20 protein-coding genes and 1 riboswitch are annotated in these 17,614 nt (G+C 69.4%); of the genes, 4 read left to right on the forward strand and 16 right to left on the reverse strand.

Annotation, left to right across the window (positions count from 1 at the left end):
- Positions 1 to 12 precede the first annotated feature (12 nt).
- From OXS31_RS03455 to cobO, 10 genes are read right to left on the reverse strand one after another with little or no spacing between them, the layout of a single operon-like run.
- Complete coding sequence (locus OXS31_RS03455) at positions 13 to 744, reverse strand: adenosylcobinamide-GDP ribazoletransferase (RefSeq protein ID WP_267397955.1); 732 nt, start codon at positions 742 to 744, stop codon at positions 13 to 15.
- On the reverse strand, positions 744 to 1,295 hold the full coding sequence (cobC, locus tag OXS31_RS03460; RefSeq protein WP_027602696.1) for an alpha-ribazole phosphatase family protein: 552 nt from the start codon (positions 1,293 to 1,295) through the stop codon (positions 744 to 746). The genes OXS31_RS03455 and cobC overlap by 1 nt, the downstream gene beginning before the upstream one ends.
- Positions 1,288 to 2,346, reverse strand: coding sequence for a nicotinate-nucleotide--dimethylbenzimidazole phosphoribosyltransferase (gene cobT, locus OXS31_RS03465; protein ID WP_027596926.1), 1,059 nt, complete (start codon positions 2,344 to 2,346; stop codon positions 1,288 to 1,290). Before cobT ends, cobC begins: the two co-directional genes overlap by 8 nt.
- Entirely contained in the window at positions 2,343 to 2,864 is a 522-nt protein-coding gene (gene cobU / locus OXS31_RS03470) for a bifunctional adenosylcobinamide kinase/adenosylcobinamide-phosphate guanylyltransferase (RefSeq protein WP_267397956.1), read from the reverse strand. The genes cobT and cobU overlap by 4 nt, the downstream gene beginning before the upstream one ends.
- Positions 2,865 to 4,316 (reverse strand): cobyric acid synthase, encoded by a 1,452-nt coding sequence (locus OXS31_RS03475; protein WP_267397959.1) that lies wholly within the window; start codon positions 4,314 to 4,316, stop codon positions 2,865 to 2,867.
- Positions 4,313 to 5,302 carry a threonine-phosphate decarboxylase CobD gene (gene cobD, locus OXS31_RS03480; protein ID WP_267397960.1) on the reverse strand — a complete coding sequence of 330 codons (990 nt, stop codon included), beginning with the start codon at positions 5,300 to 5,302 and terminating at the stop codon, positions 4,313 to 4,315. Before cobD ends, OXS31_RS03475 begins: the two co-directional genes overlap by 4 nt.
- Positions 5,295 to 6,203: an adenosylcobinamide-phosphate synthase CbiB gene (cbiB, locus tag OXS31_RS03485; RefSeq protein WP_027596930.1), complete on the reverse strand. Its 909-nt coding sequence runs from the start codon at positions 6,201 to 6,203 to the stop codon at positions 5,295 to 5,297. Before cbiB ends, cobD begins: the two co-directional genes overlap by 8 nt.
- Positions 6,200 to 6,850, reverse strand: coding sequence for a 5,6-dimethylbenzimidazole synthase (bluB, locus tag OXS31_RS03490; RefSeq protein ID WP_144960271.1), 651 nt, complete (start codon positions 6,848 to 6,850; stop codon positions 6,200 to 6,202). The genes cbiB and bluB overlap by 4 nt, the downstream gene beginning before the upstream one ends.
- The gene (locus OXS31_RS03495; RefSeq protein ID WP_074584415.1) at positions 6,847 to 8,145 is read right to left on the reverse strand and encodes a cobyrinate a,c-diamide synthase; all 1,299 of its coding nucleotides are present in this window, start codon (positions 8,143 to 8,145) and stop codon (positions 6,847 to 6,849) included. The genes bluB and OXS31_RS03495 overlap by 4 nt, the downstream gene beginning before the upstream one ends.
- A complete protein-coding gene (cobO, locus tag OXS31_RS03500) occupies positions 8,139 to 8,765 on the reverse strand; it encodes a cob(I)yrinic acid a,c-diamide adenosyltransferase (RefSeq protein WP_027596933.1) in 627 nt (208 codons plus the stop codon). Before cobO ends, OXS31_RS03495 begins: the two co-directional genes overlap by 7 nt.
- 95 nt (positions 8,766 to 8,860) lie before the next feature.
- Positions 8,861 to 9,057: riboswitch (cobalamin riboswitch) on the reverse strand.
- Positions 9,058 to 9,154: 97 nt separating this feature from the next.
- Here cobO and OXS31_RS03505 point away from each other — a divergent pair.
- From OXS31_RS03505 to OXS31_RS03520, 4 genes are all read left to right on the forward strand, one after another.
- Positions 9,155 to 9,484, forward strand: a complete 330-nt coding sequence (locus OXS31_RS03505) for a four-helix bundle copper-binding protein (RefSeq protein WP_267397966.1) — start codon at positions 9,155 to 9,157, stop codon at positions 9,482 to 9,484.
- Positions 9,485 to 9,649: 165 nt separating this feature from the next.
- Entirely contained in the window at positions 9,650 to 10,018 is a 369-nt protein-coding gene (locus OXS31_RS03510) for a YggL family protein (RefSeq protein ID WP_037007217.1), read from the forward strand.
- Positions 10,019 to 10,087: 69 nt separating this feature from the next.
- Positions 10,088 to 10,921, forward strand: coding sequence for a metallophosphoesterase (locus OXS31_RS03515; RefSeq protein ID WP_027596936.1), 834 nt, complete (start codon positions 10,088 to 10,090; stop codon positions 10,919 to 10,921).
- Positions 10,922 to 11,051: 130 nt separating this feature from the next.
- Positions 11,052 to 11,669 carry a DedA family protein gene (locus OXS31_RS03520; protein ID WP_027596937.1) on the forward strand — a complete coding sequence of 206 codons (618 nt, stop codon included), beginning with the start codon at positions 11,052 to 11,054 and terminating at the stop codon, positions 11,667 to 11,669.
- Here the strand turns inward: OXS31_RS03520 and OXS31_RS03525 are convergent.
- The 6 genes from OXS31_RS03525 to OXS31_RS03550 all read right to left on the reverse strand — a co-directional run bounded on the left by OXS31_RS03525 (position 11,666) and on the right by OXS31_RS03550 (position 17,579).
- On the reverse strand, positions 11,666 to 13,912 hold the full coding sequence (locus tag OXS31_RS03525) for a molybdopterin cofactor-binding domain-containing protein (RefSeq protein ID WP_267397967.1): 2,247 nt from the start codon (positions 13,910 to 13,912) through the stop codon (positions 11,666 to 11,668). The two genes, OXS31_RS03520 and OXS31_RS03525, sit on opposite strands and share 4 nt — an antisense overlap.
- Entirely contained in the window at positions 13,909 to 14,391 is a 483-nt protein-coding gene (locus OXS31_RS03530) for a (2Fe-2S)-binding protein (RefSeq protein WP_027596939.1), read from the reverse strand. Before OXS31_RS03530 ends, OXS31_RS03525 begins: the two co-directional genes overlap by 4 nt.
- Positions 14,392 to 14,393: 2 nt before the next feature.
- Positions 14,394 to 15,620, reverse strand: a complete 1,227-nt coding sequence (locus OXS31_RS03535; RefSeq protein WP_267397969.1) for a cytochrome c — start codon at positions 15,618 to 15,620, stop codon at positions 14,394 to 14,396.
- Between the two features lie 279 nt (positions 15,621 to 15,899).
- The gene (locus OXS31_RS03540) at positions 15,900 to 16,220 is read right to left on the reverse strand and encodes a hypothetical protein (RefSeq protein WP_007159236.1); all 321 of its coding nucleotides are present in this window, start codon (positions 16,218 to 16,220) and stop codon (positions 15,900 to 15,902) included.
- Between the two features lie 54 nt (positions 16,221 to 16,274).
- Positions 16,275 to 16,811, reverse strand: a complete 537-nt coding sequence (locus OXS31_RS03545; RefSeq protein WP_017638877.1) for a C40 family peptidase — start codon at positions 16,809 to 16,811, stop codon at positions 16,275 to 16,277.
- 96 nt (positions 16,812 to 16,907) lie between these two features.
- Positions 16,908 to 17,579, reverse strand: a complete 672-nt coding sequence (locus tag OXS31_RS03550; protein ID WP_267397972.1) for an NlpC/P60 family protein — start codon at positions 17,577 to 17,579, stop codon at positions 16,908 to 16,910.
- Between the last annotated feature and the right edge of the window lie 35 nt (positions 17,580 to 17,614).

The following is a 17,614-nucleotide window of genomic DNA, read 5'->3' on the forward strand; positions in this document are numbered from 1 at the left end:
TGGGCCGATTTTTCAGCCCAGCGTCAGGGCCAGCGCGACCAGCACCCCGGCTTCGACGATCTCCAGCAGGGCGCCCGCGGTATCGCCCGTAGTACCGCCAAGCCGCCGGCGCAGGGCGCGACGCACCAGCAGCGCGATCCCGGCGGTCACTAACAGCGCGGTCAGGCCCTGGGGTAGCAGGACCATGCCCAGAGCCCCCAGCAACAGCACCCGGACCAGGACCTTCCGCGGCAGGTGACGACTGAGCAGCTCGCCCAGACCGCCAGGGCGCACATAGGCGGTGGTCAGCAACAGCCAGGGCAATGCCAGGCGACCGGCCAGCGGCGCCAGCCACAGCGCGGCCGGCGCGTGGGGCAGAAGCACCACCAGGGCGCTCCACTTGAGCAGCAGGGTCAGCAGCAGCGCCAGCACGCCCATGGGGCCGCAGGCCGGATCCTTCATGATGGCCAGGGTCCGCTCGCGGTCACCGTAGCCGCCGATCCAGGCATCCGCCGTGTCGGCCAGGCCGTCCAGATGCAGGCCGCCAGTGAGGACCACCCAGCCGGCCAGCACCAGGGCCGCCTGCAGCAAGACACCGCCCGACGCCCCCAGCCAGGCGATCAGACTGAGCAGCGCACCCAGCAGCAGGCCGACCGCCGGATACCAGAGCACCGAGCGGCCGACGGCCGCAGCGGGCGGCATGCCGGGCAGGCGCACCGGCAGACGGGTCAGAAACTGCACGGCGATCAGCAGCGGCAGCGGCATCAGCCCTCCTCCAGCGTCAGCGGCTGCAGGGTCGCGTAGGGCGCCTCGACCTGCAGCAGGTCCTTGGGTGGCAGCCCCCGCTGGCGGGCCAGCAGCAGGCGGATGACGCCGCCGTGGGTGACGATCAGACTGCGCCGGCCCTGCAGCCGTGGCCGCCAGCGGGCCACCGCGCCCAGGACCCGCGTGGCGAAAGCCGCCACGGGTTCGCCCCCGGGCGGGGTGTAGGCATAGGGATCGGCCCAGAAGCGGCCCAGGGCCTCTGCCTGGTCCTGCATGAGTTCGGCGGCGGTACGGCCTTCCCAGGCGCCGAAATCCAGTTCGCGCAGATCGGCTTCCACCGCCAGCTCGGCGCCCTGCTCCGCCGCCAGCCACTCGGCGAAGCGCGCGCAACGCTGCTGCGGCGACGTCAGGATCAGCTCGAAAGGCGGCTGCGGGGCGACGGCGGCGCGCAACTGCGCCCAGCCGTGTTCCGCCAGCGGCGGATCGAGGCGTCCGCGAAAGCCTTCGGGGCCTTCGGTGACGCCATGGCGCAGCAGCCAGCAGTCAGTCATGGGCGCGACTGGAGACGCTGGCTTCGGCGAAGGTCGCCATCTCGCTGTGCAGGCGGCAGGACAGCTGCAGCAGCGGCACGGCCAGGGCCGCGCCGCTGCCTTCGCCCAGGCGCAGGCCGAGATCCAGCAGGGGTTCGCCGCCCAGCGCCAGCAGCACCGCGGCGTGGCCGGGCTCGGCGCCACAGTGGGCGAACAGCAGCCAGTCGCGAGTATCGGGTTGCAGGTGCTGGGCGCAGAGGGCTGCTACCGAGCAGATGAAGCCGTCGACCAGGGTCGGCAGGCCCTGCTGGGCGCAGGCCATATAGGCACCGGTCAGGGCGGCCAGCTCGAAGCCGCCCAGGCGGCGCAGCAGTTCGTAGGGATCCTCCAGGGCGTCGCCATGGCGCAACAGGGCGCGCTGGATGACCGCCACCTTGCGCGCCACGCCATCGGCGTCCAGCCCGGTCCCGGGGCCGGCCAGGGCCAGCGGCGAGGTATCCAGCAGCACGCTGGCAATGGCGCTGGCGGCGGTGGTGTTGCCGATGCCCATCTCGCCACCGATAAAAAGGTCGGCGCCGCCGGCACAGGCGCGCAGGACGGCGTCGCGACCGGCCAGCAGCGCCGCCTGGCACTGGTCATGGGTCATGGCCGGGGTCAGGGTGAAGTTGGCGGTACCGCGCCCCAGGGGCAGGTCGATGACGCCGGGCAGCGCTTCCAGCGGCGTGACGGTGCCCAAGTTGATGACTTCCAGAGCAGCGTCCAGTTGCCGGGCGAGCACGCTAATGGCTGCCCCGCCGCAGACAAAGTTGCGCACCATCTCGGCGGTCACGGACTGCGGATAGGCCGAGACGCCCTCTTCCACCACCCCGTGATCACCGGCGAAGACCGCGATGGCGGTGCGCTGCAGCAGCGGCCGCGGCGTGCCCTGCAGGGCCGCCAGCTGGATGGCCAGCACTTCCAGATCACCGAGCGAACCGCTCGGCTTGGTCAATACCGTCTGCCGCTGGCGTGCGGCTTCGGCCGCAGCGGTATCGGGTTGGCGGCAGGGTCCTTGCCACCAGGGCATGCTCATAGCGGGGTTCCTTTGAGGGTCAGGGGGAGACCGGCGACGGTCAGCACCACGCGCTCGCAGCGCGCGGCCAGGGCCTGGTGCAATTCGCCGGCGGCATCGACATAACGGCGGGTCAGCTCGCCCAGCGGGACGACGCCCAGGCCGGTCTCGTTGCTGACGAAGATGAGGTGACCGGGCAACTGCGGCAGGAGCTCGAGCAGCTCCGCGCAGGCACGATCGAGGCGCTGGGGATCGTCGAGCAGGAGCAGATTGGTCAGCCAGAGGGTCAGGCAGTCCACCAGCAGGCAGCGCTCCGGCGCCGCCAGGGCCGCCAGGCGTTCGGCCAGCGCCAGGGGTTCTTCCACCAGCGCCCAGTGCGCCGGCCGGCGGGCGGCATGGCGCTCGATGCGCCGCGCCAGCTCGGCATCGCTGCAACCGGCAGTGGCGATATAGGTGACGGCAAGGCCGGACTCGGCGGCCAGGCGCTCGGCCAGGGCGCTCTTGCCGGAGCGCGCGCCACCGAGGATGAATTCACGCATCTAGAGCTCGCAGAGGGCGCGCAGGCGCCCGGTGTCCAGGTGGTGTTCGACCAGATCGGCCAGGCGCTCCAGATCCCGTTCGCGCAGGGCGTGGTAGTCCAGCTGCCGCGGATCGGCCAGGCCGGCCCAGCGCAGCAAGGCGACGCTGGCGGCTGGCGACTCGAACAGGCCGTGCAGGTAGGTGCCCAGCACCTGGCCGTCGGCGCTGAGGCTGCCGTCGACACGGCCATCGGCGAAGCGCAGTACCGGGCGCTCCAGGGCCGGGCCCTGGCTGACGCCGGCATGGATCTCGTAGCCGGCCACCTCGGCATCGCCGTCGTTCAGCCAGCCGTGCACGTTGCGCAGCTGCTTTTCCGCCGCCAGCTCAGTGCTCATGGCCAACAGGCCCAGACCGGCGCTGTCACCCGGCGCGCCTTCCAGTCCGAGGGGATCGGCGATCCGCTCGCCAAGCATCTGGAAGCCGCCGCAGATGCCCAGCACCCGTCCCCCGTATCTCAGGTGACGGGCGATGGCCGTATCCCAGCCCTGGGCGCGCAGGAAGGCCAGGTCGCTGCGCACGCTCTTGGAGCCGCCGAGGATGATCAGGTCGGCGGCGGGCAATTCCTCGCCCTGGCGGACGAACAACAGTTCCACCTGGGGATGCAGGCGCAGGGGATCGAAATCGGTGTGGTTGCTCAGCCGCGGCATCACCGGCACCGCCACCCGCAGGCGCGGTCCCTGCTTGGCGACCTGGCCGGTGGCCAGGCGATCCTCGGCTTCCAGGTGCAGGTCGTGCAGATAGGGCAGCACGCCGAGCACCGGCTTGCCGGTACGGGCTTCGAGCCAGTCCAGCCCGGGTTGCAGCAGGGCCAGGTCGCCGCGGAAGCGGTTGATGATGAAGCCGGCGACGCGCGCCTGTTCGCTGGGTTCGAGCAGGTCCAGGGTGCCGACCAGATGGGCGAAGACGCCGCCGCGGTCGATGTCCGCCACCAGCAGCACCGGGCAGTCCACCGCCTCGGCGAAGCCCATGTTGGCGATGTCGCCCTGGCGCAGGTTGATCTCGGCCGGCGAACCGGCGCCTTCCACCAGCACCACCTGATAGCGCTCGGCCAATCGCGCATGGGAGGCCAGCACCGCTTCCCGCGCCACCGGTTTGTAGGCGTGATAGGCCTTGGCATCCATGCTGGTGACGGCGCGACCATGGATGATCACCTGGGCGCCGACATCGGTATTGGGCTTGAGCAGCACCGGATTCATGTCGGTATGGGGCGCCAGGCCACAGGCCTGGGCCTGAACCGCCTGGGCGCGGCCGATCTCGCCGCCATCGGCGGTCACGGCGCTGTTGAGCGCCATGTTCTGCGGCTTGAAGGGCACCACGGCCACGCCCTTGCGATAGAGCCAGCGGCACAGGGCGGCCACCAGGGTGCTCTTGCCGGCGTCGGAGGTGGTGCCCTGCACCATCAACGTACTCATAGGGGACTCCGGTAGCTGGCGAGGCCCTGGTCCAGGCGCTGCCAGCCGGCCTCGTCGCCGGGCAGACCGAATCTCAGGGCGCCAAGCGCGGGAAACAGACGGGTCAGGATGGCCTGGCGGGCCAGGTGTTCGTGCAGAGCCGCGACATCCGGGCGCTGCAGCAATTGAAACAGGGCGCAACCACCTATGGGCATAAGATCATGGCGGGCGAGCATGGCGGCCAGACGTTCGCCGGCCTCGAGCAGCGCCTCGCGCTGACGCTGCTGGCCCGGCTGATCGGCCAGCAGTCGCCGGGCGAGATAACGACTGGGGCCGTTCACCGTCCAGGGCCCCAACTGCTCGTCCAACTGCGCCAGCAGGCTCGGCGCCGCCAGCACGAAGCCCAGGCGCAGCCCGGCCAGTCCGAAGAACTTGCCAAAGGAGCGCAGCACGATCAGGCCGGGCAGATCGCTGAAGGGTGCAAGGCTTGCCCCCGGGGTGGGATCCATGAAGGCCTCGTCCACCACCAGCCAGCCACCCCGGCGTTCGAGCCGGGCGTGCCAGTCCAGCAGCCGGGCGGGCGACAGGCGCTCGCCGGTGGGGTTGTTGGGATTGACCACCACCACCACGTCCAGCTGGTCGAGATGAGTCGCGATGCCTGTCTCGTCCCACTCCAGCACCTCGTGCCCGGCGCGACGCCAGGCCAGGGCATGCTCGGCATAACAGGGCGCCAGCACCGCGACCCGCGCGGCTGGACGCAGGGTCGGCAGCGCCTGGATGGCGGCCTGGGAGCCGGCCACCGGCAGTGCCGCGCTGGCCCGGTAGCAGGCGCAGGCGGCTTCCACCAGGCCGTCGTCGGGCTCGGGAAGCCGTGCCCAGGCGCTGGCGGGAATCTCCGGCAGCGGCCAGGGCCAGGGGGCCAGGCCGGTGGACAGGTCCAGCCAGTCGCCCAGGGGAATGTCGTAGGTGCGCGCCGCGCGCCTCAGGCGACCGCCATGCTCAAGCAAGCAACAACCCTCCCAGGGCGATCAAGGCAGTCCACAACCAGGCGCCACGGCGGACCAACTTCAGGGCGCGGGTGATGGCCAGGAAGGTCGGCGCCGGACCACGGCCCAGCACCGGGCGCTCGTGCCACTCGCCGTGGTAGCGGGCCGGACCGCCCAGGCTCACGCCCAGGGCACCGGCACCGGCCGCCATCACCGGGCCGGCGTTGGGGCTGTCCCACAGCGGCGCCTGGGTCCGCCAGCTTTCGATGGCGCTCCAGAAACGGCCGAGGCCGGCATAGGTCAGGGCCACCAGGCGCGCGGGGATATAGTTGAGGACATCGTCCAGGCGCGCCGCGGCCCAGCCGAAACGCTCCAGGCGCGGCGTGCGATAGCCCCACATGGCGTCCAGGGTATTGGCCAGGCGATAGAGCACCACGCCGGGTGCGCCGAGCAGGGCGAACCAGAACAGCGCGGCGAAGACCGCATCGCTGCCGTTCTCCAGCACCGATTCGGTGGCGGCGCGGGCCACGGCGGTCTCGTCCAGCTCGCTGGTTTCGCGACTGACCAGATAGCCGACCCGACGCCGCGCCTCGGGCAGGTTGTTGCGTTGCAGGGCGCGCGCCACCGGCTCGGCGTGCTCGCCCAGGCTGCGCAGTCCCACGGCCAGATACAGCGCCAGGGGCTGGATGATCCAGGCCAGCCAGCCGATCTGGCAGAGCAAAGCGGTGAGCAGCACCCAGGGCAACACGGCCAGGCTCCAGGCCATCACGCCATGGCTGCGCCAGCCGCGCCCGCCGGGATTGAAGCGGGCCTCCAGGCTATCGGCCAGGCGCCCGAACAGGACCAGGGGATGGGCGCGGCGGGGTTCGCCGAGCAGCAGGTCGAGCAGCATGCCGCCGACGACCGCGAAGGCCAGCATCATGGCTTCTGGCCCCAGCGGTTCTCGAAGACCAGTTCCTCCAGCGGCCGCCCCTGGCGCCAGCCCTCCTCTTCCAGCATGGGCCGCGGGTAGAAGGCTTCCACCGGCCCCAGGCAGAGGATGGCCGCCGGCTGGGCGCCTTCCGGCATCTCCAGCAGGCTGCGCACGGATTCCGGTTCGAACAGCGACACCCAGCCCATGCCCAGGCCTTCGCAGCGAGCCGCCAGCCAGAGATTCTGGATGGCGCAGGACAGCGAGGCGAGGTCCATCTCCGGCAGGGTACGGCGGCCAAAGACGTGGGCTTCGCGGCCGTCCATGAGCGCCGCCACCAGCACCTCGGCGCAGTCGAGGATGCCCTGCACCTTGAGCTTCATGAAGTCGTCGCTGCGCTCGCCAAGGGCCTCGGCGGTGGCGCAGCGCTCTTCTTCCACCAGTTCGTGCAGGCGCTGGCGCAGGGCCGGATCGCTGATGCGCAGGAAGCGCCAGGGCTGCATCAGCCCAACGCTGGGCGCCTGGTGCGCAGCGCCCAGCAGACGGGCCAGTTGTTCGGGAGGCACCTCGCCACCGCAGAAATGGCGCATGTCGCGGCGCTCGGCGATGGCTCGGTAGACGGCGGCTTGTTCGGCGGGGGTATAGGGGGTCGTGGTCACGGCTTGAGCATCGCGGCGGCCGCGGCGGGTGCCGACGGCATGTAGAAGTGAATATAGCTGGCGGTGAGGCGACCGTCTCGGTAGACCGCCTCGGCCACCGCCTTGCCGTTGGGGCACAGCCCGCGCGCCCAGGGCGTCTCGGGTGACTCCAGGGCGGAGTGGTGATAGGTGTGGCCGCGCAGGGTGCCCTGCGCGAAGTCCACCGACTGCAGGGCCAGGGCCGTGAGTCGCGCCTGCATCCGCGCGCTGCCCGGCAGCAGTCCGAGCAGGCTGGCGGATTCGCCGGCCTTGTCGGTCAGTTCGTCGAGCAGATAGAGCATGCCGCCGCACTCGGCGAGGATCGGCTTGCCCGCCGCATGATGGGCGCGGATGGCCGCGCGCATGCCCAGGTTGTTGGACAGCGTCTGCAGGTGCAGCTCGGGATAGCCGCCCGGCAGATAAAGGCTGTCCACCGCCGGCAGCGTCGTGTCGGCCAGCACGGAAAAGAACTGCAACTCGGCGCCCAGGGCGCGCAAGAGATCCAGGTTGGCCTGGTAGATGAAGGCCAGGGCCGCGTCCCGGGCCACACCGATCCGCACTCCGGCCAGCAGTGGCTCGACCGCGGTCGGCTCCGGCGCGGCGAAGGCCACCGGCGGCGGCAATTCGATGTCGGAACTGGCGCCCAGGGCATCGGCCGCCATGTCCAGACGGCGATCCAGGTCGGTGACCTCGTCGGCCTGGATCAGCCCCAGGTGACGACTAGGCAACTCGATGCCGGCATCGCGCGGCAGACTGCCAAAGAAGGTCATGCCAGCCGGCAGGCTGCCGCGGATCAGCTGGGTCTGCCGCGGACTGCCGCTGCGGTTGGCCAGCACCCCGGCGAAGGGCAGACTCGGCCGGTAATGGGCGAGGCCATAGGCCAGGGCGCCAAAGGTCTGCGCCAGGCCGGCGGCGTCGATCACGCCCAGCACCGGTACGCCAAAGCGCTCGGCCAGGTCGGCGGCCGAGGGCTGGCCGTCGAATAGCCCCATGACGCCTTCGATGAGGATGAGATCCGCCTGCCCCGCCGCTTCCCACAGCAGGCGCCGGCTCTCGGCCTCGCCGATCATCCACAGATCGAGCTGATAGACCGGCGCGCCGCTGGCGCGGGCCAGGATCATCGGATCGAGAAAGTCCGGGCCGCACTTGAACACCCTTACCCGCCGCCCCTGGCGGGCATGCAACCGGGCCAGGGCGGCGGTGACGCTGGTCTTGCCTTGACCCGAGGCCGGGGCGGCGATCAGCAGCGCCGGGCAATGCCGCGTCTCGCCTACCATTCGATGCCCTGCTGGGCGCGGACGCCGGCCTGGAAGGCGTGCTTGACCAGACTCATGTCGGTCACGGTGTCGGCGGCCTCGACCAATGCCTGTGGCGCACCGCGGCCGGTCACCACCACGTGCTGATGGGCCGGACGCCCGGCCAGGTCGGCCAGCACCTGGTCGACCTCCAGATAGCCATGCTTGAAGGCGATGTTGAGTTCGTCCAGCAGCACCAGGCCGATGGCCGGATCACGCAGGAGCTCCACCGCCACCGCCCAGGCCGCGGCCGCCGACTGCAGGTCGCGGGCGCGGTCCTGGGTGTCCCAGGTGAAGCCCTCGCCCATGACGTGGTAGCGCACCTCGTCCGGAAAGCGCTTGAAGAAGAGTTGCTCGCCGGTGTCGCGGCGGCCCTTGATGAACTGCACCACCCCCACCTTCATGCCGTGGCCGAGGGCGCGCGCCGCCATGCCGAAGGCGGAGCTGCTCTTGCCCTTGCCGATGCCGGTATGCACCAGCAGCAGGCCGCGTTCGTCCTGGGCTTCGGCGATGCGGGCGTCGATCACCGCCTTCTTGCGCACCATGCGCGCGCGGTGGCGCTCGTCGCGCTCGGGGCTGGTCGAATCGGGGGTGTCGGTCATGGATGGTTCTCCGGGTGCGGGCGCGGCGGAGAAACGGGCAGAGACGCCGCCCGCGCAAGGCAGGTGGCGACGCCGCGCGACGCCCTCCGCATCGCCGAGATGAACGCAAGCGTGGCCGGTCTCCGGGCTGGTGAGCCGATGCCCTGAGGGCATCCGCTGCGCCCCTTCCCGGCCAGGGCCAGTGGGCATCGCGCAGCTACTGCTCAACTACCGTTGCGGGGGCAGCGCCGGCTCGACCGGCTTCCCTGTTTCACCCCGCTCCAGGCGGGGCACCACGTGCAAGGGCGCAGGGTACGGACTAGCCGGGAGAGCGTCAATCGATGGCGCCGCCCGAACTCGGCGTCGCGCGGACGGGTCCACCCTAGACACCCACCGCCAGGAGCTACCGGATGAACGATGCCACCCTCGCCGCCTGCATCAAGGCCTGCCTCGATTGCGCCGCCGCCTGCGAAACCTGCGCCAGCGCCTGCCTGGGCGAAGCCAATCTGGACATGATGCGTGACTGCGTCCGTCTGGATCGCGATTGCGCCGACGCCTGCCGCCTGGCCGCCACCTTCATGCAGCGCGGCAGCGACCGCATCGCCGAAGCCTGCGCCCTGTGCCTGGCCACCTGCCGCGCCTGCGCCGCCGAATGCGGCAAGCACAAGGCCGAACACTGCCAGGCCTGCGCCCGGGCCTGCGCAGCCTGCGCCGACGCCTGCTCGGCCATGGCCGCCTGAGGCGGCTGCCGATAACCGTATCCGCTGAGCGCCGGCTGCCGTGCTGCGCGCTCTGGTCGCAGCCGAATCCCGCACAGGAAGCCGCCGCTCGGGCGTTCGGCATTGGCATTACCCGGCGACGCCAGGGATAATGCCCGCCCTTTCATCGATATCCAGGCCTTCGCCATGACCGATACCAACCAAGATCCCCGTTTGAGCCGCATGAAGCGTCGCCTGCGCAAGAAGCAGTACCTGGGCGAATTCCAGGAACTGGCCTTTGAAATCAAGGTGAGCTTCAAGAACGAACTCAGCGAAGACGATCTGGACACCTTCCTGGGCGACTTCATCGACTACGTCGAAGAGCGCAAGCTGGACTACATCGGCGGCTTCGACAACGCCTGGGTCGAAGGCACCATCATGGCCAACAAGCGCTACACCTCGCCCACCGCGGAAGACCGTACCGCGCTGCTGGACTGGCTCAAGGCCCGCGCCGAAGTCGGCGAAGCCAACGCCTCCGATCTGCATGACGCCTGGCACCACGACGGCGAAGTCTAACTAGCCTTCGCCGGATAGCTTGGCGTCCGTTGCGGTCGTAAAGGGGAATCCGTTGGAAACCAGGTCCTCATGACGACCCTCCTGCAAATCTCCGATACCCACTTCGGCACCGAGCAACCCGCCGTGGTCGCGGCCCTGGAAGCCCATGTCCGCGAACACGGCGCCGATGTCCTCATCCTTTCCGGGGACATCACCCAGCGCGCCCGGCGCGAGCAATTCGCCGCCGCCAAGACCTTCGTCGAACGCCTGGAAAGCTACGGCATTCCCCGCACCCTGGTGATCCCGGGCAATCACGACCTGCCGCTGTACAATGTCTTCGCTCGTTTCCTGACGCCCTATGGCAACTATCGCCGCCATTTCGGCCAGGACCTCGAGCCCAGTTTCGAGAACGACGAGCTCCTGCTGGTCGGACTCAACACCACCGCCCCGCGACGCCACAAGGATGGCGCGGTGAGCACCGAGCAGATTGAGCGCGTCGCCGAACGCCTGCGCCGCGCAGGCCCGGGCAAGTTGCGCATCGTCATCGCCCACCAGCCCTTCGGCGCCCTCGAACTCAGCGACCTGAGCAATCTGCAGCACAATGCCGATCACGCCCTGGCCACCTGGGCCGATGCCGGCCTGGATCTGGTGATGGGCGGCCATATCCACCTGCCCTATGTGCTGCCGCTGAGTCGCCAGTACCCCACCCTCCCCCGCGAGGTCTGGATCGTGCAGGCCGGCACCGCCCTCTCATCGCGCGTGCGCGGCACCTCGCCCAACTCCTTCAATCGCCTGCTGGTCGGCGAAGGAACGGAGAAGACCGTGGACGTGGAGCGCTGGGACTTCCAGGGCGATCGTTTCGTCGTCGGCGAGCGTCACGCACTGCGCTGGCAGGCCGCGCAGGACGCCCTCGCGGAAGGCTGAGGCGTCCGACCGGGACGCCTATGCGCGCTCGCGCGCACTTCCAGCAATGGAAATTGATTCAAGCTGTTGAAACGGCTGGCAGGCCACGGGCGCCGCGTAGTCTTAGGACTTTCGGCAAGAGTGGCCTCCCATGGAATCCCTGACGCAATCGCTGCTTGGCTTTATCGAAACCCACCAGGCCTGGGCACCGCTGCTCGTCGGCCTGCTCGCCTTTGGCGAGTCCCTGGTGCTGCTGGGCGTCTTCATTCCGGCCACGGCGCTGCTGCTGGTGGTCGGCGGCTTGGCCGGCTCCGGGGTGCTCTCGCCGGTGCCGCTGGTGCTGGCCGCCATCGTCGGCGCCATCCTCGGCGACATCTGCTCCTATGTCATCGGCCGCTGGCTCGGTCCCAGCATCGTCCACCGCCCGCCCTTTCGCCGCTATCGCAAGCAGGTGGCCCGGACCCGGCTGTTCTTCCGCCGCTATGGCTTCTTCGCGGTCTTCGGCGGGCGCTTCCTGACCATGATCCGCAACACCGTGCCCTTGGTGGCCGGGATGATGGCGATGAACCAGCTGCGCTTCCAGTCGGCCAACGTGCTCTCGGCCATCGTCTGGGCGCCACTGATGATGGGCCCGGGTTATCTGGCGGCCAAAGGCGCCAACCACTTCAGCTTCGCCGGCAACGAGTCGCTGTGGATCGGCGCGGCGGTGGTCGCCGTGCTGGGCGCCGGCGCCGCGCTGTTCTTCAAGCAGCGGCTGAAACGCGCCTAGCGGCGGGCGGCCAGCGCCTCGCGCAGACGCTGGCGATTCAGCGGTACCTCGCGCAGGCGCAGACCGGTCGCCGCCGCCATGGCATTGGCGATGGCCGCTGGGATGGCGGCGGTGGTGGCCTCCCCGGCCCCCACCGCCGGCTCTTCCGGCCGATCGATCAGCTCCAGTTCCAGCTCGGGCAATTCGTTGAAGGTCAGCGGCGGATAGGCGCCCCACTCCAGACTGGTCACCCCCTGCTGATCGAAGCGCACCGCCTGCTTGAGGGTCCGGGCGATGCCCTGTACCACGCAGCCTTCCAGCTGGTTGCGCAGGCCATCCGGATTGACGATCAGCCCGCAGTCATGGGCCACCACCACCCGGGTGACGCGGATCCCCGCCGCCTCGCTCACCGCCACCTCGACCACCGCGGCCACATAGGCGTTCTCGTTCTCATAGCGCAGGAAGGCCAGGCCCTGCCCTTTCGCCAGGGCGCCGTCCCAGGCCTTTTCCTGCCGGGCCGACGGTCGCCAACCGGCCTTGGCCGTGGCGGCCTGCAGCACCGCCCGGGCGCGGGGGTCCTGCAGATAGCGCAGGCGGAATTCCAGGGGATCGACCCCGGCCGCCAGGGCCAGTTCGTCCATGAAGGATTCGTTGGCGAAGGTATTGCCGACCGCTCCCAGGGCGCGCAGGGCCGAGGGTCGCAGCGGCGAATCCCCGGCTTCCAGCCAGTGGGTCGCTACCTGGACATTGAGCAGGTCGTAGTCCAGCGGCGCATTGCGATTGCCACCGCCCCGCCCACCCTTGAGCGGCAGGTTGTAGGCCAGTTGCCCGGCGAGCAGCGCCGCCTTGCCGGTCTGGCCATTGGGGCGGGTCAGATGCGTGGGCGTCCAGTTGGCGAAGCGCCAGGCCAGCAGATCGCCAGCCGCGCTCAGGCCGCCGGCCAGGCGCATCAGCATGGCCGGTCCCTTGGGATTCCAGCCGTGTTCGTCGGCGCGACTCCATTGCACCCGCACCGGACGGCCACACAGCTTGGAGAGCAGCGCCGCATCGGCCGCCGCGTCATCGGCGCCGTTATGGCCATAGCAGCCCGACGCCTGCTGGTAGATGACATGGATGCTGTCTTCCGGTAGCGCCAGCAGATCCGCCAGCGCCGCCCGGAGCTGATAGACGCCCTGAGTACCGCTCCAGACGGTGGCGCCGTCGGCACGCACATCCGCCACCGCGCAGGAGGGACCGATGGAATCGTGATTCTGGTAGGGCCAGCGATACTCGGCGTCCAGGCGCTGGGCGGCGTTGGCCAGCTCCCCCGCGACATCGCCGGCCTCCTGCTGGAGGTCGGCCGGTCCGGCCTTGGCTTCCAGCCGGGCATAGAGTTCGCCTGGCAGGGGCAGGTCCGGCACCAGGCTCCAGTCCACCCGCAGCGCCGCCGCGCCCTGGCGCGCCAGCCAGGGCTGCTCGGCCACCACCGCGACGAAGGCGCCCTCGTACACCAGCTGAGCGCCCGCCGGCAGCGCGCTGGCATCGATACCGCGAACACTCACCCCCGCCAACCGCGCCGAACCGACGCAGGGCGGCCGCACCACGCAACCGTGCAGCATGCCGGGAAGGCGCAGGTCGTGGACGTAAGCGAAGCTGCCGAACAGCTTGGCCGGGATGTCTTCCCGCGGCACCGAGGTCCCGACCAGGCGATAGTCCTTGACGGCGCGGGTACGCACCGCCTGATTGACCAGCCGCCCCAGCGGCCGTCCGCCGACCAGCTCGCCATAGCTGACGAAACGCCCGGTGGGATCGCCACGATAGACCACCCGGCCATCCACCGTGTCCACCACCGCCAGATCCAGCTCCAGGCGCCGCGCTCCTTCCAGAAACAGGAATTGCCGCGCGCTGGCGGCGGCCTTGCGCAATTGGGCGCCGCCCACCTGCAGGCTCTTGCTGCCAGCGGTGATGCCCTGGTCGGGCGTCAGCCGGGTATCGCCCTGGATCAACCGGGTGGCGGCAAAGGCCACGCAGAGTTCCTCGGCCACGATCTGCCGCAGCGCCGTGCTGACCCCGGTACCCAGTTCCACCTTGCCGCTGTAGACGATGACCTGGCCCTGGGCATCCACCGCCAGCCAGGCATCCAGTTGGCGCTGATCGAGGGTCTTGGCCAGACTCGCAGTGTCGGCGGGTGCGGGCAATACCTGGGCGGCGACCGGTCGCTGCAGGCTGAAGCCCAGCAGCAGCACCGCGCTGCCGCCGAGAAAGGTGCGGCGGGACAGCGTCATGCCGGGGCCTGCCCGTCGCGCAAGAGCACCGCCGCCCGCTTGACCGCGCGCAGGATGCGATAGTGGGTCCCGCAGCCACAGAAATTGGCCGCCAGCGCCTGGCGGATCTGCGCATCGCTGGGATCGGGCACGCGTTCGAGCAGTGCGCGGGCGGTCATCACCATGCCAGGGATGCAATAGCCGCACTGCGCTGCCTGCTCTTCGATGAAGGCCCGTTGCAGCGCGTGCGGCGCCGCTGGCGTGCCCAGGCCTTCCAGGGTCAGCAGCTCGCGACCGGCAAAGGACGCCGCCGGCAGCAGACAGGCACGCACCGGCTTGCCATCCGCCAGCACCGTACAGGCACCACACTCGCCCAGGCCGCAGCCGAATTTCGGCCCCTTGAGGCCCAGCTCGTCGCGCAGGGCGTCCAGCAGAGGCATGCGTGGATCGACGTCGAGCTGTCGCGACTCGCCATTGACCTTGAGTTCGAGGACCGCCACCGCTAGTGCTCCCGTTCGCGCGCCGCCGCCACGTCCTCGGGACGAATATCGGCGGCGTGACCACCAAAGCGGCGGCCGATGTAGGTGGCCAGATCGGCCAGTTGCTGATCACTGAGCAACTCCCGATAGGCTGGCATGAAGGCGTGCTCGGTGCGTCCCTGGCGGTCGAGCCCGTCGAGCAGCACGCGCACCAGGTTGGTCCCTGCCGGATCGCGCACCGCCGAATAGTTGCTGAAGGAGCGCGGATAGGGACCGGCCGGCCCCTGGTCGTCCGGCGCATGACAGCTGGCGCAGGCGGATTGCAGCAAGGCCGCACTTTCCGCCTCGGCGGCAGTGAGCGGCCCGGTTTCACCGGGTGGCTGCACCTCTGCACGCGCCGGCACCGCTCCGGGCTGCGCTGGTAGGGTCCGCAGATAGGCGATCAGGGCACCGAGATCCGCATCGTTCAGATGGCGGGTACCGCCGCTCACCACCTCGGCCATGGGGCCCGCCGCCACAGCCTCGCCGCGCTGATGGCCTTCGCGCAGATAGCTGGCGAGCTTGGCATCGCTCCAGCCGCCGAGGCCGCGCGGGTCCGCGGTGAGATTCCAGGCGGTCCAGCCCTGCTGGGTCGCCCCGGCATAGGCCCGGCCGCTGTCGAGACCCTGACTCCAGGTCCGCGGCGTATGGCATTCCTGGCAGTGTCCCACCGCCTCGGCCAGGTAGGCGCCCCGAGCCACCTGCGCCTCGGCAGTAACCGGTAACGGACCCGGCGTGAAGTTGAGCCATTTCCAACCGCGGATCAGCGCGCGCTGATCGAAGGGAAAGCGCAGGGCGTTGGCGGGCGGCGCATAGGGCACCGGTCGCTGGATCTGCAGATAGGCGAAGATGGCGGCGACGTCCTCGTCGCTCAAGCGGGTAAAGGCCGTATAGGGAAAGGCGGGATAGAGCTGTTCGCCCTCCCGCCCCAGCCCGTCGTGCAAGGCGCGGCGAAACTCCTCCGCCGTCCAGTCGCCCAGGCCGTGCTCGCGATCCGGCGTGATATTGCTTGAGTAAAGACGGCCAAAAGGCGTATCGAAGGCGACACCACCGGCGAAGGGTGCACCGTCGGGACGGGTATGACAGCCCTGGCAGTTGCCCAGCCGGGTCAGGTATTCGCCCCGCGTCAGGGTCGCCTCGTCGGCGCGCACCGGCGCGGCCTTGGACAGGAGCAGCATCCCCGCCAACAGGGGCAGGGCCAGGGATCTCATCAGCTCTCCTCTTGAGGTCGAACCGGACGGGCGGATTCCGCCGTGGCGTTGCCGTCATCCTAATCGCAGCGGCAAGCGCCCGTGGCGTTCGCCCCTGGAGGTGAGATGCAGGCGACAGTTTCGGCCCGCACGTCAACGGCGGCCTTTACATTCCTGCTCCACTCCGGCTGCGCTCTTGCGCGAGAGCTGTGAGTCGCCAGCAACCACCGATTCTGATTACCCGCACTCAGGACGGGAAGGAAGACCTCCCACGCCCAAGCACTATAGGGGTGGTATTACTCAACGCTTGGGCACGAAGCCATCGGGCTTGGCCGCCAGCCAGTCGACGAACTGGCGAATGCGTGCATCGCTGAGCAGCAACTCGCGGCTGTTGTATTCCAGCGCCAGGGTCTTTTCGTCGAAGGTCTGGTGGATATGGTTGTGGCAGGGTCGGCAGACCCAGAGGGTGGCGGTGATCCGGCTGACGCGGTCGAATCTCTTGCGCACGTAGGCCTTGTCGTGCAGCGAGCGAGGGATCAGGTGATGGCGGGTGAGCGGCGCCGCCCTACCACACAGCTCGCAACGAGCCGGCTGGGGCGGCAGACGTATCGCCTGGGGCATGATGGGCTCCGCACGGGCTGGATGCCTATTCGAGCGGCCCGGGCGGAACGGGGTTCAATAGCCGCCGGCGAGACTCGGCGTGACCAGCACGCGCTTGGCCTGCAGATAGCTGTTCTGCCAATAGGGCTTGGCCAGGCTGTCCAGGCGCACCGTCCCGCCCGTGCGCGGTGCATGGACGAAGCGCCCTTCCCCGACGTAGATGCCGGCATGGCTGACCTGCCGGCCACCGGCGGTGGCGAAGAAGATCAGATCACCGGGCTGCAGGGCATTGCGCGCCACATTGGGCGAGCCGAGGGTGATCATCTCGCGGGTCGAACGCGGCAGGGTCACCCCGGCCGCATCGCGATAGACGTAGCCGATCAGCCCGCTGCAATCGAAGCCACCCGCCGGGGTATTGCCGCCGTAGCGATAGGGAGTGCCGACCAGGCCAATGGCGCGAAAGAGCACATCGTTGGCGGCCTGGGCCTGGCTTTCCAGCAGGGGGCGGGAGACGACCGGGGCGACCGGTGCGGGTGCCTGGGGCGGCCTGCCGGCACAGGCGGCCAGCAGCACGAAGGCGCAATACAATCCGAGGCGAGCCGCATGCGGCATTGGAGACATCCTTAGTTATCCATCGATCACCGTCGGCCTGCCACGCAGCCTCGACGGGTCCTCGAAGCGCACCGGCGAAGATCGCGGCGATACGCCTCAGCGCAATACGCGCTTGCCTTCCAGGAAACTCACCTTCCAGTACTGGTCGTCCAGGCTGTCCACCCGCACCCCGCCGCTGCGGCGACTGGAAGAATGGATGAACTTGCCCTCGCCCATGTAGATACCAGTGTGACTGACCCGGCCACGGCCGTTGCTATTGAACAGCAACAGATCGCCAGGTTCCAGATCGTTCTTGCTGACTACCGGTACTTCGAGATCGATGATCTCGCGGGTGGAGCGCGGCAGGGTCATGCCGGCCCGCTCGCGAAAGACGTAATTGACGAAACCGCTGCAATCGAAACCGGCCAGGGTGCTGCCGCCGCGGCGATAGGGCGTGCCCACCAGCTGGGTGGCACGATTGAGGATCTGGTCCGCCAGATTCGGCAGCGCCTGACGCGGACCGACCTCGCGATCCCAATCCAGTTGATGCGGCGACTGGGTATGGGGGAAGACCGGACGTTGCTGAGCGCTCTCGCTCTCCACCGCGGCGGAACCGTTGCCAGCACCACCCAGACCATGCAGCGAGGCGGTCTGGAAGGTCCGGGAGGTAGAGGACTGATCAGGGGCAACGGCGATGTCAGGACTTTGCGGCGCACTCGCACAGGCGGCGAGCAGACAGACAAAAGACAGGGGCACGAGGGGTGCGAAGCGTTTCCTTGGCATGGGCACGACCGTGTCGTTTTCTCAAAGTTTCGACACCTTGC

Origin of the sequence: Pseudomonas sp. GM_Psu_1 (assembly GCF_026544185.1) — a bacterium.
Classification (GTDB): Bacteria; Pseudomonadota; Gammaproteobacteria; order Pseudomonadales; family Pseudomonadaceae; genus Chryseomonas; species Chryseomonas oryzihabitans.